The sequence below is a fragment of the Bacillus sp. z33 genome (genome assembly GCF_058313615.1).
In genome coordinates this window covers 1,119,927-1,134,294 of record NZ_JBZFQN010000001.1, presented here as the reverse complement: position 1 = coordinate 1,134,294, position 14,368 = coordinate 1,119,927, and the positions used below count along the sequence as shown (strand labels likewise).

Sequence of the window (14,368 nt, the reverse complement as noted above, 5' to 3'; positions counted from 1 at the left end):
TCCGTAATGTAAATTGCATTTACATGAAAGAGAGAAGTCTCCGTGGCTGAAAGAGACTTTGGAAGAAGAGAAGCAGAACGCTAATCCGGAGTGCGGGCAAACCCCGCCGTTTAAACCGCGTTAAGGTTTCTGAGGTGACGAAACAATCATGTTTCGTAATCAGGGTGGTACCGCGAGTCAAGCTCTCGTCCCTGCTTTTTGGGATGAGGGCTTTTTTGTGTATAAAAAAGGAGGAGTCAATCAAATGAAGTACATGACTGGGGCAGAAATTCGCCAAATGTTTTTAGATTTCTTTCAGGAAAAAGGTCACAGAATTGAACCGAGTGCATCATTAGTGCCGGTAGAAGATCCAACCCTGCTATGGATTAATTCCGGTGTTGCAACATTAAAAAAATATTTTGATGGCCGAGTTATTCCGGATAACCCGCGAATAACTAATGCCCAAAAATCGATTAGAACAAACGATATTGAAAATGTTGGTAAAACAGCACGGCACCATACTTTCTTTGAAATGCTGGGTAACTTCTCAATTGGTGAATACTTCAGAGAAGATGCAATCAAATGGGGATGGGAGTTATTAACGGACGAGCGTTGGTTTGCAATGCCAAAAGATAAACTCTATATTACCTACTATCCAGCTGATAAAGATACCTATAATGTATGGAAAAGCTTGGGGGTTCCAGATGATCATTTAATTCCGCTTGAAGATAACTTCTGGGAAATTGGTGAAGGCCCATCTGGACCTGATACTGAAATTTTCTTTGACCGTGGAACCAAATTCGACCCTGAAGATATTGGAATTCGTTTAATAGAAGAAGACATCGAAAATGACCGCTATATCGAAATTTGGAATATCGTATTGTCTCAATTTAATGCTAATCCAGAAATCCCACGCAGTGAATATCCGGAATTGCCTAAGAAAAACATAGATACAGGTATGGGCCTTGAGCGGATGGCATCCATTTTCCAAAATGGTGACACGAACTTTGATACGGATTTATTCTTGCCAATTATTCATAAGACAGAAGAAATTTCTGGTCAAACATATAGAACAAGCGCAGAAAAAGATGTGGCGTTTCGTGTGATTGCTGACCATGTTCGTACTGTGGCCTTTGCTATAGGTGATGGTGCGCTTCCGTCCAACGAAGGTCGAGGATATGTATTACGGAGATTGTTGCGAAGAGCTGTCCGTTTTGCTAAGAAAATCGGCATTAATAAACCGTTTATGTATGAACTGGTGCCGGTTGTCGCTGATATCATGGTGGATTATTATCCGGAAGTTCAACAGAAGAAGGATTTCATAGCGAAGGTTGTCCGTAATGAAGAAGAACGTTTCCATGAAACATTGCATGATGGGTTAGCGATTCTTTCCGAAGTCATTGTAGCAGAGAAAAAAAGAGGAAGCGATACAGTAAATGGATATGATGTATTCCGTCTTTATGATACGTATGGATTCCCTGTTGAACTGACAGAAGAGTATGCTGAAGATGAAGGGATGAAAATTGACCGCAAAGGTTTCGAAAGGGAAATGGAAGCTCAACGGACGCGCGCGCGTGCTGCACGCCAGGATGTGGATTCTATGCAAGTGCAAAGCGGTGTTTTAGGAGATATCAAAGTACAAAGTAAATTTGTCGGATATGAAACTCTGCAATGCCCGGCCAAAGTGGAAGCTATCATCAAAAATGGTGAAAAAGTAGATGACGCCATGGCTGGAGAGGAAGTCCAAGTCATATTGGATCAAACTCCTTTTTATGCGGAAAGCGGCGGACAAATTGCAGATAAGGGATTCTTTGAAGGTGATGATTTAAGAGTATTCGTAAAAGATGTTCAAAAAGCGCCGAATGGTCAAAATCTGCATACAGTCATTGTGGAATACGGATTGCTGAAGGAAGGAATGGAAGGCAAAGCGATTGTGGATGAAGCCAATCGTCGTAAGATTATTAAAAATCATACGGCAACACATCTCTTACATCAGGCGTTGAAAGATGTACTGGGAACGCATGTTAACCAGGCTGGTTCTTTAGTTAGACCAGATCGACTTCGTTTTGACTTTTCCCATTTTGGACAAGTAACGGAAGAAGAGCTTGAACAAATTGAGCAAATCGTTAATGATAAAATTTGGAAGAGTATAGACGTAACGATTGAAAATAAAGCTATTGATGAAGCAAAGGCAATGGGTGCAATGGCTTTATTCGGAGAAAAGTATGGTGATATCGTACGTGTTGTACAAGTGGGAGATTATAGCTTAGAGCTATGCGGTGGTTGCCATGTACCTAATACGTCAACGATCGGGCTCTTCAAAATTGTCTCTGAAGGCGGAATTGGCGCAGGTACGAGAAGGATTGAAGCCGTAACTGGTGAATCTGCTTACCTGCAATTAAAAGAACAAATTGGTGTTCTGCGTCAGGCAGCGGCTAAGGTTAAAGCAAATCCAAAAGATTTACCGGCAAAAATCGATTCCTTATTAGGTGAACTAAAAGATGCCCAAAAAGAAAATGAATCTTTGGCAGCAAAACTTTCTAATATAGAAGCAGGAAATATTCAAACCAAAGCTGAATCTATCAATGGTGTAACAGTCTTATCTGCAAAGGTACAGGCACAGGATATGAATAATCTAAGAAATATGGCTGATGAATTAAAGCAAAAGCTTGGGTCTTCTATTATTGTCCTTGGCAGTACACAAGGTGATAAAGTGAACCTGATTGCAGCAGTGACGAAGGATTTGATAGATCAGGGATACCATGCAGGTAAAATTATTAAAGAAGTTGCTGCACGCTGCGGAGGCGGCGGAGGCGGACGTCCTGATATGGCACAGGCTGGCGGTAAAAATCCAGCAGATTTAGATGCTGCACTTGAATTGGTAAAAGAACTGGTTAACCGATAAAAAGAGGGGGCGATTTACCCCCCTTCTATCTAATTGATTAGGGAGGCAATATTTCAGATTTGCCGAACTATCATTTGAATTTTATTATTCGGTTTAATTAGTGTACAATAGGAAGACAAGGAAATATAGCTTTTTTGAATGAAAGCGGGGTGCGTTGAAATGAGTTCATTTGATAAAACAATGAAATTTAATTTCCCGGATGATTCCTTCGAACATGATGTAAGGAATGTTTTAATGGAAGTCTATAATGCTCTGAACGAAAAAGGTTATAACCCTATTAATCAAATTGTAGGATATCTTTTATCAGGAGACCCTGCTTATATTCCGCGTCATAATGATGCACGGAATCTTATTAGAAAGCTTGAAAGAGATGAGATTATAGAAGTACTGGTCAAATCTTATTTAGAGCACCAACGAGAGGGATAATATGAGAATTGTAGGTCTTGATGTGGGGAGTAAAACTGTAGGAGTGGCCATCAGTGACGAAATGGGATGGACTGCTCAAGGTTTAGAAACCATAGCGATAGACGAAGAGAAGAATCAGCTTGGCCTGAAACGTTTAGATGAAATTCTAAAACCTTATAAAGTAGATAAATTTGTCGTCGGTTTGCCAAAAAATATGAATGGGACAATTGGTCCCAGAGGTGAGGCAAGTCAATATTATGCTTCAAAGCTTGAAAAGCGATATAAGGTGCCGGTTGTTTTGTGGGATGAGCGTTTAACCACAATGGCCGCTGAACGTGTTTTATTGGATGCGGATGTCAGCCGTAAAAAACGTAAAAAAGTAATAGATAAAATGGCTGCTGTACTTATTCTGCAAGGATATTTAGACAGCGGCAGCAAATAATTTTGAGGTGATCACATGGAAGAAAATATGATAACTATTATTGATGAAAATGGTAACGAACAGTTGCATGAAATTTTACTTACTTTTGAATTGGATGATTATGATAAACAATATGTAGTATTCGCGCCAGTAGGAAATGAAGAAGATGAAGATGATGACCTCATCCATGTAGCATCTTTTATTCCTGATGAAACAGGTGAAGTTGGAACTTTAAATGATATAGAAGATGATAAAGAATGGGCTATGGTTGAAGAAGTTATCAATACGTTCTTTGACGACGAAGAAGAATAAACATCCAAACACAGCTCTCCCGATTTTCTCGGGAGAGCTTTTTATATGGATGGCGCAAATTTTTTTGCGGAATGATAGAGTATTTTATAAATATAATCATTGATCCTTATAATTAAAATAAATCATGTCCGGGAATGGTCGACATTTAGAGAGGGAAAAGCTAAAATGTTATAAAAAGTAAATGTCTATTAATGAGTGATTATACTATTATCTTGTACTTCTTAAAAAAAATTTATGATAATCATTGACAGATTCCGCTAATATTTGCAATAAATAAAGAGGGCTATTGTAATAAAAATGCCTTAAGGGGGCATCACTTTTGGAAAATGAGAATAATTGGAAGAAAGAACAGATGAAGGTAAAGCTTCGCGAAAGACAAAGTGAGGCTAAAGTGGTGAGAAAAATTGTTGCCGTTTCGTTAGCGGCTTTCATCATTATTTCGGCACTGGCTGCACTTGGCGGGTACTTGTATATTTCCTCTGCTTTAAAGCCCGTTGATCCTGATAATAAAGATGCGATCAAGGTAGAAATCCCACGAGGGTCTGGAATTAGCTTGATTTCTCAAACTTTAGAGGATAACGGAGTCATCAAAAATGCTAAAGTATTTAAATACTTTGTTAAGTTCAAAAATGAATCTGGTTTCCAAGCTGGAACGTATGACTTGACACAATCCATGACAATTCAGGAAATAATTGATCACATCAAAAATGGAAAAGTGGCCGAGACCTATCGTATCACCATTCCTGAAGGTAGAGATCTGCAACAAATTTCCGAAATTATTGCTGATAAAACAGGCAAAAAGTCTAGAAATGTCTTAGCTGTCATCAATAAAAACGAATTTATTAAAGAAATGATGAAAACCTATCCGGATTTATTAACGGATGATATCCTTGGTGAGGATATCAGATATCCATTGGAAGGGTATTTATATCCGGCAACCTACTCATTCTATGAAGAAGATCCAACTATTGAGTCGATTGTCAGTCACATGATTAAAAAGTCCAACGATATTATCGTAAAGTATAAGGATGAGATGGCTAAGGGAAAATGGACACCGCACGCTTTATTAACAATGGCATCTTTAATTGAAGAAGAAGCGACGGAAAAGGTGGATCGTGATAAAATATCTGCCGTGTTTAGGAATAGGATAGAGAAAGATATGCCTCTGCAAACAGACCCAACCGTTCTGTATGCATTAGGTGAACATAAAAATAGGGTTACCTATAAAGACTTAGAGGTCGATTCACCGTATAATCTTTATCGAAATAAAGGATTAACACCGGGTCCAATCGCCAATGCAGGTGAAACATCCATTCAGGCAGCGTTAAATCCGGCCAATATTGATGATCTTTATTTCCTTGCTACTAAGTCAGGAGAAGTCATTTTTAACAAAACATTGGAAGAGCATAATAAGGATAAAGCGAAGCATATCACGAATAATTAGTGCTATTCAGGGGAACGATGGAAATAAAGAAACGTTTCGCTTCTTTCCCCTAAATATGCTAAAATATTCGAAGTGCATAAAATAGTGTATGTATACAAAGAAAGCCATGAGGCTTTCTCATTTTTTTGAATTAAGCAAAGTAAAGGGTTTGGAGGAATGAGGATGAATAAGAATCTTGATGAATATTTACAGACTCTAGTACCTTCTCGTAATGATTTACTAAGTGAAATGGAAGAGTACGCAAGTAAGAATGGTGTTCCGATTATGGAGTTAACCGGTATGGAGTCTATGTTACAGATTCTAAAAATCCAAAAGCCACGTACTATTTTGGAAATTGGGACAGCTATCGGTTATTCTGCTTTACGAATGGCGTACGCTCTGCCAAGTGTTTCCATACTCACAATAGAAAGAGACGAAGAACGAATAGAAAAAGCGCACCATTTTATTGAAAGAGCGGGTATGGGAAACAGAATTAACATTGTTGAAGGCGATGCACTTGAGACTGAAACGATTGTTTCTCCCGAAGGACCTTTCGATTGTATATTTATTGACGCTGCTAAAGGACAATATAAACGCTTCTTTGAAATATATGAAAAGTATTTAAATCAGGGAGGGATCATCCTTTCTGATAATGTTCTGTTTAAGGGCATGGTTGCTCTTGAACAGGAAAAGATTGAATCAAAGCGTACAAAGAATTTGGTCAATAAAATAAAAGGCTATAATGAATGGCTCATGAGTAAAGATGACTTTGATACAGTCATACTACCAGTTGGGGATGGATTGGCTATCAGTATTAAACGAGGTGAAAAAGCATGAAAAAACCTGAGCTATTAGTTACACCCAAAACGACAGCAGACATTATCCCGTTAATAGAAGCGGGTGCAGATGCATTTGTCATTGGTGAACAGCGTTATGGACTAAGATTGGCTGGAGAGTTTGATAGAGAGGCTGTTAAAGAGGCGATTCGGCTTGCTCATTCACAAGGAAAAAAAGTGTATGTGGCCATGAATGCCATATTTCATAACGAGAAAGTGGACGAGTTATCCGATTATTTACGATTCTTGGATGAGAATCATGCAGATGCTGTTATATTTGGCGATCCTGCTGTCTTGATGGCAGCGCGGGAAGCTGCTCCAGCTTTACCCCTCCACTGGAATACAGAAACGACTGCAACCAATTGGTTCACTTGTAATTACTGGGGAACGAAAGGGGCTAAACGCGCGGTCCTTGCCCGGGAAATTAATATGGATGCTATCGTGGAAATCAAAGAACATGCAGAAGTAGAAATTGAAGTACAGGTGCATGGAATGACAGCGATGTTCCAGTCAAAGCGGACACTTATCGGCAATTATTTTAATTATCAGGGTCGCAATATGAAAGTGAATAATTTAAAGGACGACAAAGGTTTATTCTTACATGATCCGGAGCGTAATGCCAAATATCCTATCTTTGAAGATGAAAATGGTACACATATTATGAGCCCAAATGACATTTGCATTATAGATGAATTGGCAGAAATGCTTGAAGCTGGTGTGGACTCCTTTAAAATTGACGGGATTCTAAAAGATTCTGATTATATCATTGAGGTAACAAAATTATATCGCCAGGCGATTGATTTATATGCACTAAATCCGGATCTATATGAAGATAAAAAGAATGATTTACTGCAAAAAGCCGAAGAACTTCAGCCGGCAAACAGAATGTTGGATACCGGCTTCTTTTTTAAAGAGACTGTTTATTAACAGGGAATGGAGGATGACCGAAGAATGTCCGTGTCAGAAAATCGAATTTCTCAAGTCATTGACGGGAAACGCGTTATTATAAAAAAACCGGAATTACTGGCTCCTGCCGGTAACCTGGAAAAGTTGAAAATCGCGGTCCGCTATGGTGCTGATGCCGTCTTTATCGGTGGTCAGGAATATGGGCTGCGCTCCAATGCCGGTAACTTTTCATTGGCAGAAATGAAGGAAGGTGTGGAGTTCGCCAAACAATATGGTGCCAAAATATATGTTACGACCAATATCTTTGCTCACAATGAGAATATTGAAGGTCTTCCTGAATACTTAAAAGGTATTGAGGAGGCTGGTGTAACAGGTATTATTGTGGCTGACCCATTAATCATAGAGACGTGTAAAAAGGCTGCTCCAAAGCTGGAAATTCATCTAAGTACACAGCAATCTTTATCAAACTGGAAAGCTGTACAGTTTTGGAAAGAAGAAGGGTTGGACCGTGTCGTGTTGGCACGTGAAACAAGCGGAGAAGAAATAAAGCTTATGAAAGAAAAGGTAGATATCGAAATAGAAACCTTTATTCATGGGGCCATGTGTATAGCGTATTCTGGGCGCTGTACGCTATCGAACCATATGACAGCTCGTGACTCTAACCGAGGCGGCTGCTGTCAATCATGCAGATGGGATTATCATTTATATACCCATACTGAAGATGGTGAGAAACCACTATTTGAAGAAGAGGATGAAGCATTTGCGATGAGTCCTAAAGATTTAAAGCTGGTCGAATCCATTCCAACCATGATTGAAATGGGAATTGACAGTTTGAAAATTGAAGGGCGTATGAAATCCATTCACTATATCGCTACAGTTGTCAGTGTATATCGTAAGGTTATTGATGCCTATTGTGCGGATCCGGACAACTTTGTTTTTAAAGAAGAGTGGATTACAGAGCTGAATAAGTGTGCGAACCGTGAAACAGCTCCTGCTTTCTTTGAAGGTGTACCAAACCATAAGGAGCAAATGTTTGGTAATCATAATAATAAAACTACACATGATTTTGCCGGACTTGTTCTATCGTATGATGAACAGACATCTATCGTTACCTTACAGCAAAGAAATTACTTTAAACCGGGAGATGAAATTGAATTTTTCGGACCTAATATCGATAACTTTACACAAACAGTCGGTACTATTTGGGATGAGGATGGCAATGAATTAGATGCTGCGAGACATCCGCTTATGACAGTCCGTTTGAAAGTAAATCAACCGGTGCATCCATATGATATGATGAGGAAGGAGAACTAAAAATGACTAAACCAATTGTAATTGGGGTTGCAGGAGGCTCGGGTTCCGGGAAAACGAGCGTAACAAAAGCAATTTATGAACAATTCAAGGGCCATTCCATTATGATTCTTGAACAAGATTATTATTATAAAGATCAAAGCCATCTTCCCTTTGAGGAACGATTAAAAACAAATTATGATCACCCATTGGCTTTCGATAATGATCTTTTATTGGAGCATATTAACAAACTGCTCAAATACGAAGAAATTGAAAAGCCAGTTTATGATTATTCTATGCATACACGTTCAAGTGAAGTCATACGGGTTGAACCCAAGGATGTTATTATCCTTGAGGGTATCTTAGTTCTTGAAGATGAGCGATTACGCGATATAATGGATATTAAACTATTTGTTGATACTGATGCAGATCTTCGTATTATACGTCGACTAATGCGTGATATAAAGGAACGGGGACGTTCGATTGACTCTGTGATTGAACAATATACATCTGTGGTTCGACCTATGCACAACCAATTTATTGAGCCTACTAAGCGCTATGCAGATATTATCATTCCAGAGGGCGGTCATAATCATGTGGCCATTGATTTAATGGTAACTAAAATCCAGACTATCCTGGAACAGAAATCAATGATATAAGATTTCTCTGGATTTTGTATTATATTACCATATGAATAACAAAAAAGTTATCCATTTTTTAAAAAATTTTGATAAAATTAATAGACAAATCAATAAAAAGAAACTAAGCTAACAATGAGTGCAATTGCGCGTTCAAGTGAGAACGCGCAATTCCTATACCAATAAAAGGGTATATACATAATTGTTAAATGCATATATATACATGGATCACCTAATAGCAGTTCGTGCAATGGTGAAAGTACAAAAGGAGTGGAATTTTTTGGGTACTGACAAAGTATTCCCTATGACTAAAGAGGGAAAAGAAAAATTAGAGAAAGAATTAGAACTTTTAAAAACCGTTAAACGTAAGGAAGTTGTTGAACGGATTAAAATTGCCCGCAGTTTTGGGGACTTATCCGAAAACTCTGAGTATGATTCTGCTAAAGAAGAGCAGGCATTTGTTGAAGGAAGAATCACAACAATTGAAAATATGATTAGAAATGCTCAAATCATTGAATCCAGTACATCAAAGGATGGAATAGTAACACTGGGTAAAACTGTAACCTTCAAAGAGCTGCCTGACGGTGAAGAAGAATCCTATACAATTGTAGGTTCTGCAGAAGCTGACCCATTTGAGTCTAAAATTTCAAACGATTCTCCAATTGCCCGCAGCTTAATGGGCAAAAAACCTGGTGATGAAGTAACGGTTTCAACACCTGGTGGTGACATGGAAGTCGTTATCGTATCCGTTCAATAATTTGAAATTTAATGTATGCCATAAAAAAGCGCCCATTTGGGTGCTTTTTTATTTTATCCTGTATTGGTTTGAAAAAGGCTTGTACCGTCGAAACTGGTAGGAGTAAGGGGGTGTGTTTATGAAAAAAAGAATGGTAGGGATTGGAATCAGTTTTCTGGCACTGTTCAGCTTATTAACAGCCCAGCTGATACATATACAGCTAGTGAAGCCAAAGGATTATTCTAAGCATCGCGTTAATTTATTAGAAAATAGTGTGAAACAACGAATCGATGAAATTACATTGGATGATGGGAGAGGCGGATTTCTTGATCGTGAGGGTAAGCCAATATCCTATCAGGAAAAAGCAGTTTTGGTGATGTTCCCTTTTGTTAAACATTTACAATGGCCTGCAGATAAAGTGGCAGCCATTCTTGGAGTAGATAAAGAATTATTGCTGCAAAGGCTTAAGGAAGAAGAAGAACCATTTATTTTTGAAGACAATTCCATAAAAGAATTAACAGAAGTGCAAATGGTGCAAATTAACAATCTCCATATCCCGGGAATTATTGGTGTAAAGAAGTTAGGGGGAATTTCTAATCCGCCAGCAGGACATCTTCTTGGTTCATTAACATTAAATAAGAATGATATTGATTCTGCTAATGAAAATGGGTATACTCCGGTAAATTACCAAACAAAAGTAGGAAAAACCGGATTACAAAAAGCTTTCCAGATTTTTTTACAGGGAAATGGCAGTAAAAAATTGGTTTATCATAAAGCGGCTAATGGCCTGCCTATGTTTGGGATAGATGTTCGTTATTTAGATGAAAGTCAATCTGGCGAAAGAATTAATATTCAAACTACCCTTGATCAGGATTATCAAAAACTAGCGGAGGAAGTAGCTGAGAATAACGGGCTGAAAAAAGGCGGAATTATCCTTTTGGATGTTGAGAACAATGATATCTTGGCAATGGTCTCCATGCCGCGTGAGAATAAAAAAATAAACGATATGAGCAACCATAATCAAATGATTACTCCTCAGACTCCCGGTTCAGTCTTTAAAACGGTTATTGCGGCTGCCGCCATAGAAGAAGGATTATCTCTGGACGGAAGACAATTCAATGGTAATTTGGATCATTTAAATCGGCCTGTGGATGAAAATTCTGGAAGGTTGCTCGGGAGTATAGATTTTAAAACAGGCTTTGCCTTAAGCAGCAATCAGGTGTTTGGAGTTTTGGGAAAAGAATTGGCAAAGAAAAATCCAAATCTTATTGAACAGTATGCCGAACGACTCGGCTTAATCAACCTGAATGGATGGACAGGAAGGGTGTTTCATACTTCTGTCATTAAACAACTGCCGGAAGAGAAAGCGGGTGTTATTTGGGCAGAATCCTCCATGAGGAAGGACGATAATTTTGTGGCCAATACTTCAATCGGCCAATTAAACGTAAAAGTAACTCCACTTGCCATTGCCAGTATGATGGCTACGATTGCCAGAGGGGGAGAAAGGAAAATGGTAAGGGCTGCCTCAAAAGCTGTTGATCATGATGGATTAACTATTGCCTCCTTTAAAGAAAAAGGGATAGAGGGTAAAACCATTTCGAACATTACAGCCAGTAAAGTACAACAATTATTAAGAGGGGTAGTAACAACTACAGGAAAGAATGCAACTGCAGGAAATCTATATACAGCTGAGTATGAGATTGCTGGTAAATCAGGCACAGCTGAAATTGGTATAAAAGAAGATAAATCAAAACAAATGTATAATAAATGGTTTGCCGGGTATTTTCCGTTTCATGAACCAAAGTATGCAATGGTGATTGTAAATTTAGAGACACCTGGAAATTCAGGTGCAGTAACTCCTTTATATTTGCAAATGGTAAACGGGATCCACGCAATTAATCAAAAAAGAGGCATAGAATAAAAAATATGACGAAAAATTGAATAACTTTTAGTGTTTACCTATCCATGTTAAAATAATCTTTATTAGAATATTAGGGGGAAGTATATATGGATAGGCAAGATAAATATCCTTCGCGTATGACTAAACGTAAGGATAAAAAGGTAAATAAAGTCTACAATATACTGATTACAGTTGTCATTCTCCTTATTATCGTGGTTGGAGCTGCTATATTTTTAGGAAACAATGATGAACCGGTAAGTCAGAATACAAATACAAACTCTACGAATGAACAATCGGAAAGTAATAAAGAAGAGGAAGCTGACAACCAGGAAACTGCAACTAATGAGGATGAGCAATCCACTGAGGATGAGAAAGAAGTAAGTCAGGATCAAGAGAAAGATAAAGACTCCTCAAAATCAGAAGAAGATACAGTAGAATCAGAGAAAGTTGAAGAAGAAGGATCTGACGAAAACGTTGAAGAAGCATACTCTGATCCTTCATGGAAACCCGTTGGTACAGAACAAAGCGGAGAGCATGTTACACAATATGAAAAAGGTTCCGCGGATTGGAATGAAATGGAACGTGCTATTGCTTATGGAGCAGGCATCGACCAAAGTAATATGACTCTATGGTATTTAGAAAATGGCGGTGAACCAAATAAAGCCATTGGGACCATATCACCTAAAGATGGATCAAGCACGTATCGTGTGTATATCCAATGGGTTGATGGTGAAGGATGGAAACCAATAAAGGTAGAAAAACTCCTTAAGAATGATAAAGCAAGCTAATACTAATATCACTACTTGTAAAAGGCTGCCCAACTTGGCAGCCTTTTGCTTACTTGCTTACTATGATTGCTGCGAGCCGCCTCTTATACATAACGGAGGCCAACAGGATGTTGGTCATGAAGACGTTGCCACAGGACGTGGCGTTCTTAGTCTTCGTTCCTTAATTCAGCCGTTTCAGCTTTTTAGTCAATCCAGCTTCGGCTCCTAGCTCCTCGAGTCATAAGTGTAGCCACTGCGGGAGGGAAATCGCCTCCCTACGTGACTCCTCTTATGCTTGTCGGAGCTGACCAGTCGCCTCAGCTTTTTAGTTTATAGTGCACAGCTGTTGTGTATGTTGGTTTGCCTTCGGGGGTGGTGTAGACTTGGTAGGATATATTATGTACAGATAGCATGATTGCTTTGTTTTGGTCTATTTTTTGTTGAATTTTCCTTTCAAGGTCTTGCAAAGAAGAAGCCTCAAAAAATTCAACTTTGTCTTCAATCAATTCTAATTTAAAATCCACTTTTTACGCCTCCTTCATTTTCAAAACTAGTCTATCAAAAATACGACGAATACACTAGTTCCGAGACAGAAATGAGTACCTGTTTCTGAGGATGAATTGTGGTAGAATGATACTATTGTCATTAACTTTTAATTTTAAAGGAGCTATATAGATGAAAATTGCTATCATTGGCGCAATGGAAGAAGAAGTTGCGTATTTGCGTGAGAATATAGAGAATGCCGAGTCTGTTGTAATTGCTAATACAGAATATACAAACGGGCAAATGTATGGCGTTGATGTTGTACTATTGAAATCCGGTATAGGAAAAGTAAATGCAGCAATGGGGACGGCAATCCTTCTTGAGAAATTTAAGCCGGATTATATTATAAACACAGGTTCTGCAGGTGGCTATAACCCTGACTTAAATGTGGGAGACATGGTTATTTCAACTGAGGTGCGCCACCATGATGTAGATGTTACGGCATTTGATTATGAATATGGGCAGGTTCCTCAATTGCCAGCAGCCTTTACTGCGGATGAAAGCCTGGTGGCACTTGCGGAGAAAGTTGCTGGAAGCATTGATGGAGTAGGTGTTGGAAAAGGCTTAATAGCCACTGGTGATGTATTTATGTCTGATCCTGAACGTGTACGTTTTGTCAGAGAAAAGTTTCCAGAATTGCAGGCTGTTGAGATGGAAGCAGCAGCTATTGCTCAGGTAGCTTATCAATTTAATATTCCATTCGTTGTTACACGAGCATTAAGTGATATTGCTGGGAAAGAATCTGACCTATCATTTGACCAATTCCTGGAAAAAGCTGCCCTGCATTCAGCTCAATTGGCAATGGGCATCGTAAAAGAATTAGTCTAATATTTAAAAGCTCTGTCTTATACGCCGAGACAGAGCTCTTTTTATTATTCCCTTTTCAGATAGTTTAGGTTCTGTGAACTTTACTAATCTATTGAATAGCCAAGTTTACGCAATGGTTTGCCTTCCACTATTTACATTAGCAGGATGGGAAATATCATGTTACTGTATTACTAGTTTTTAATTGGAAGGTGGTAGTTCCCTTGAAAGAAAAAATGATAGATTATAAACGTTTTGGTACAACGCTCCTTATGTTTGCTGTTTTTCTCTTTTTGGGATCCATATTACCAAAAGAAGGCATGAGTGAAGTTGTGAAAGAATATTTAACTTTTGCTACTGTAGGCGTATTGGTATTATCTACAATATTTTTTGCTCTATCCATGAAATACGCCAAATTAATACAAGATGAAGAATAATAGTTTCTAAAAATAATAGGTCAACTCCATATAGTGAGTTGGCTTTTTTGTTGTAACAAGGGAAAT

General features: G+C 38.5%; 16 protein-coding genes. 15 read left to right on the top strand and 1 reads right to left on the bottom strand.

From position 1 onward, the window contains the following. The first annotated feature begins 244 nt into the window (after window positions 1-244). The 13 genes from alaS to AC4G3L_RS05330 all read left to right on the top strand — a co-directional run bounded on the left by alaS (window position 245) and on the right by AC4G3L_RS05330 (window position 12,747). Window positions 245-2,884: an alanine--tRNA ligase gene (gene alaS, locus AC4G3L_RS05390; protein WP_491076242.1), complete on the top strand. Its 2,640-nt coding sequence runs from the start codon at window positions 245-247 to the stop codon at window positions 2,882-2,884. 159 nt (window positions 2,885-3,043) lie between these two features. Continuing rightward, window positions 3,044-3,310 carry an IreB family regulatory phosphoprotein gene (locus tag AC4G3L_RS05385; RefSeq protein ID WP_491075943.1) on the top strand — a complete coding sequence of 89 codons (267 nt, stop codon included), beginning with the start codon at window positions 3,044-3,046 and terminating at the stop codon, window positions 3,308-3,310. Window position 3,311: 1 nt separating this feature from the next. Next, on the top strand, window positions 3,312-3,731 hold the full coding sequence (gene ruvX, locus AC4G3L_RS05380) for a Holliday junction resolvase RuvX (RefSeq protein WP_491075942.1): 420 nt from the start codon (window positions 3,312-3,314) through the stop codon (window positions 3,729-3,731). 15 nt (window positions 3,732-3,746) lie between these two features. Next, window positions 3,747-4,022, top strand: a complete 276-nt coding sequence (locus AC4G3L_RS05375) for a DUF1292 domain-containing protein (protein WP_491075941.1) — start codon at window positions 3,747-3,749, stop codon at window positions 4,020-4,022. 319 nt (window positions 4,023-4,341) lie between these two features. After that, window positions 4,342-5,466 carry an endolytic transglycosylase MltG gene (mltG, locus tag AC4G3L_RS05370; RefSeq protein ID WP_491075940.1) on the top strand — a complete coding sequence of 375 codons (1,125 nt, stop codon included), beginning with the start codon at window positions 4,342-4,344 and terminating at the stop codon, window positions 5,464-5,466. A gap of 162 nt (window positions 5,467-5,628) precedes the next feature. Then, window positions 5,629-6,282 carry an O-methyltransferase gene (locus AC4G3L_RS05365; RefSeq protein WP_491075939.1) on the top strand — a complete coding sequence of 218 codons (654 nt, stop codon included), beginning with the start codon at window positions 5,629-5,631 and terminating at the stop codon, window positions 6,280-6,282. Further along, window positions 6,279-7,208, top strand: coding sequence for a peptidase U32 family protein (locus AC4G3L_RS05360; RefSeq protein WP_491075938.1), 930 nt, complete (start codon window positions 6,279-6,281; stop codon window positions 7,206-7,208). Before AC4G3L_RS05365 ends, AC4G3L_RS05360 begins: the two co-directional genes overlap by 4 nt. Window positions 7,209-7,232: 24 nt before the next feature. Next, window positions 7,233-8,501, top strand: coding sequence for a peptidase U32 family protein (locus AC4G3L_RS05355; protein ID WP_491075937.1), 1,269 nt, complete (start codon window positions 7,233-7,235; stop codon window positions 8,499-8,501). Between the two features lie 2 nt (window positions 8,502-8,503). Next, on the top strand, window positions 8,504-9,136 hold the full coding sequence (gene udk / locus AC4G3L_RS05350) for a uridine kinase (RefSeq protein WP_491075936.1): 633 nt from the start codon (window positions 8,504-8,506) through the stop codon (window positions 9,134-9,136). Between the two features lie 259 nt (window positions 9,137-9,395). Then, window positions 9,396-9,872, top strand: a complete 477-nt coding sequence (gene greA, locus AC4G3L_RS05345) for a transcription elongation factor GreA (protein ID WP_491075935.1) — start codon at window positions 9,396-9,398, stop codon at window positions 9,870-9,872. A 118-nt stretch (window positions 9,873-9,990) separates the two neighbouring features. Then, window positions 9,991-11,772 (top strand): peptidoglycan D,D-transpeptidase FtsI family protein, encoded by a 1,782-nt coding sequence (locus tag AC4G3L_RS05340; RefSeq protein WP_491075934.1) that lies wholly within the window; start codon window positions 9,991-9,993, stop codon window positions 11,770-11,772. 86 nt (window positions 11,773-11,858) lie between these two features. Next, window positions 11,859-12,539: a YrrS family protein gene (locus AC4G3L_RS05335; RefSeq protein ID WP_491075933.1), complete on the top strand. Its 681-nt coding sequence runs from the start codon at window positions 11,859-11,861 to the stop codon at window positions 12,537-12,539. Between the two features lie 34 nt (window positions 12,540-12,573). Then, window positions 12,574-12,747, top strand: coding sequence for a hypothetical protein (locus tag AC4G3L_RS05330; RefSeq protein ID WP_491075932.1), 174 nt, complete (start codon window positions 12,574-12,576; stop codon window positions 12,745-12,747). Window positions 12,748-12,835: 88 nt separating this feature from the next. On the opposite strand, the gene AC4G3L_RS05325 is transcribed toward AC4G3L_RS05330, so the two are convergent. After that, on the bottom strand, window positions 12,836-13,042 hold the full coding sequence (locus AC4G3L_RS05325) for a DUF2536 family protein (protein ID WP_491075931.1): 207 nt from the start codon (window positions 13,040-13,042) through the stop codon (window positions 12,836-12,838). Between the two features lie 151 nt (window positions 13,043-13,193). Between AC4G3L_RS05325 and mtnN the strand changes: the two genes are divergently transcribed. Then, entirely contained in the window at window positions 13,194-13,889 is a 696-nt protein-coding gene (gene mtnN / locus AC4G3L_RS05320) for a 5'-methylthioadenosine/S-adenosylhomocysteine nucleosidase (RefSeq protein WP_491075930.1), read from the top strand. 200 nt (window positions 13,890-14,089) lie between these two features. Next, a complete protein-coding gene (locus AC4G3L_RS05315) occupies window positions 14,090-14,302 on the top strand; it encodes a YrhC family protein (protein ID WP_491075929.1) in 213 nt (70 codons plus the stop codon). Window positions 14,303-14,368: the final 66 nt, after the last annotated feature.

What these genes read in the sequence shown, in the direction of transcription:
- udk (WP_491075936.1), top strand. Translation starts at nt 8,504, where the DNA reads ATGACTAAACCAATTGTAATTGGGGTTGCAGGAGGCTCGGGTTCCGGG.
- AC4G3L_RS05335 (WP_491075933.1), top strand. Translation starts at nt 11,859, where the DNA reads ATGGATAGGCAAGATAAATATCCTTCGCGTATGACTAAACGTAAGGAT.
- alaS (WP_491076242.1), top strand. Translation starts at nt 245, where the DNA reads ATGAAGTACATGACTGGGGCAGAAATTCGCCAAATGTTTTTAGATTTC.
- AC4G3L_RS05355 (WP_491075937.1), top strand. Translation starts at nt 7,233, where the DNA reads ATGTCCGTGTCAGAAAATCGAATTTCTCAAGTCATTGACGGGAAACGC.
- AC4G3L_RS05375 (WP_491075941.1), top strand. Translation starts at nt 3,747, where the DNA reads ATGGAAGAAAATATGATAACTATTATTGATGAAAATGGTAACGAACAG.
- AC4G3L_RS05365 (WP_491075939.1), top strand. Translation starts at nt 5,629, where the DNA reads ATGAATAAGAATCTTGATGAATATTTACAGACTCTAGTACCTTCTCGT.
- AC4G3L_RS05385 (WP_491075943.1), top strand. Translation starts at nt 3,044, where the DNA reads ATGAGTTCATTTGATAAAACAATGAAATTTAATTTCCCGGATGATTCC.
- mtnN (WP_491075930.1), top strand. Translation starts at nt 13,194, where the DNA reads ATGAAAATTGCTATCATTGGCGCAATGGAAGAAGAAGTTGCGTATTTG.
- AC4G3L_RS05340 (WP_491075934.1), top strand. Translation starts at nt 9,991, where the DNA reads ATGAAAAAAAGAATGGTAGGGATTGGAATCAGTTTTCTGGCACTGTTC.
- AC4G3L_RS05360 (WP_491075938.1), top strand. Translation starts at nt 6,279, where the DNA reads ATGAAAAAACCTGAGCTATTAGTTACACCCAAAACGACAGCAGACATT.
- ruvX (WP_491075942.1), top strand. Translation starts at nt 3,312, where the DNA reads ATGAGAATTGTAGGTCTTGATGTGGGGAGTAAAACTGTAGGAGTGGCC.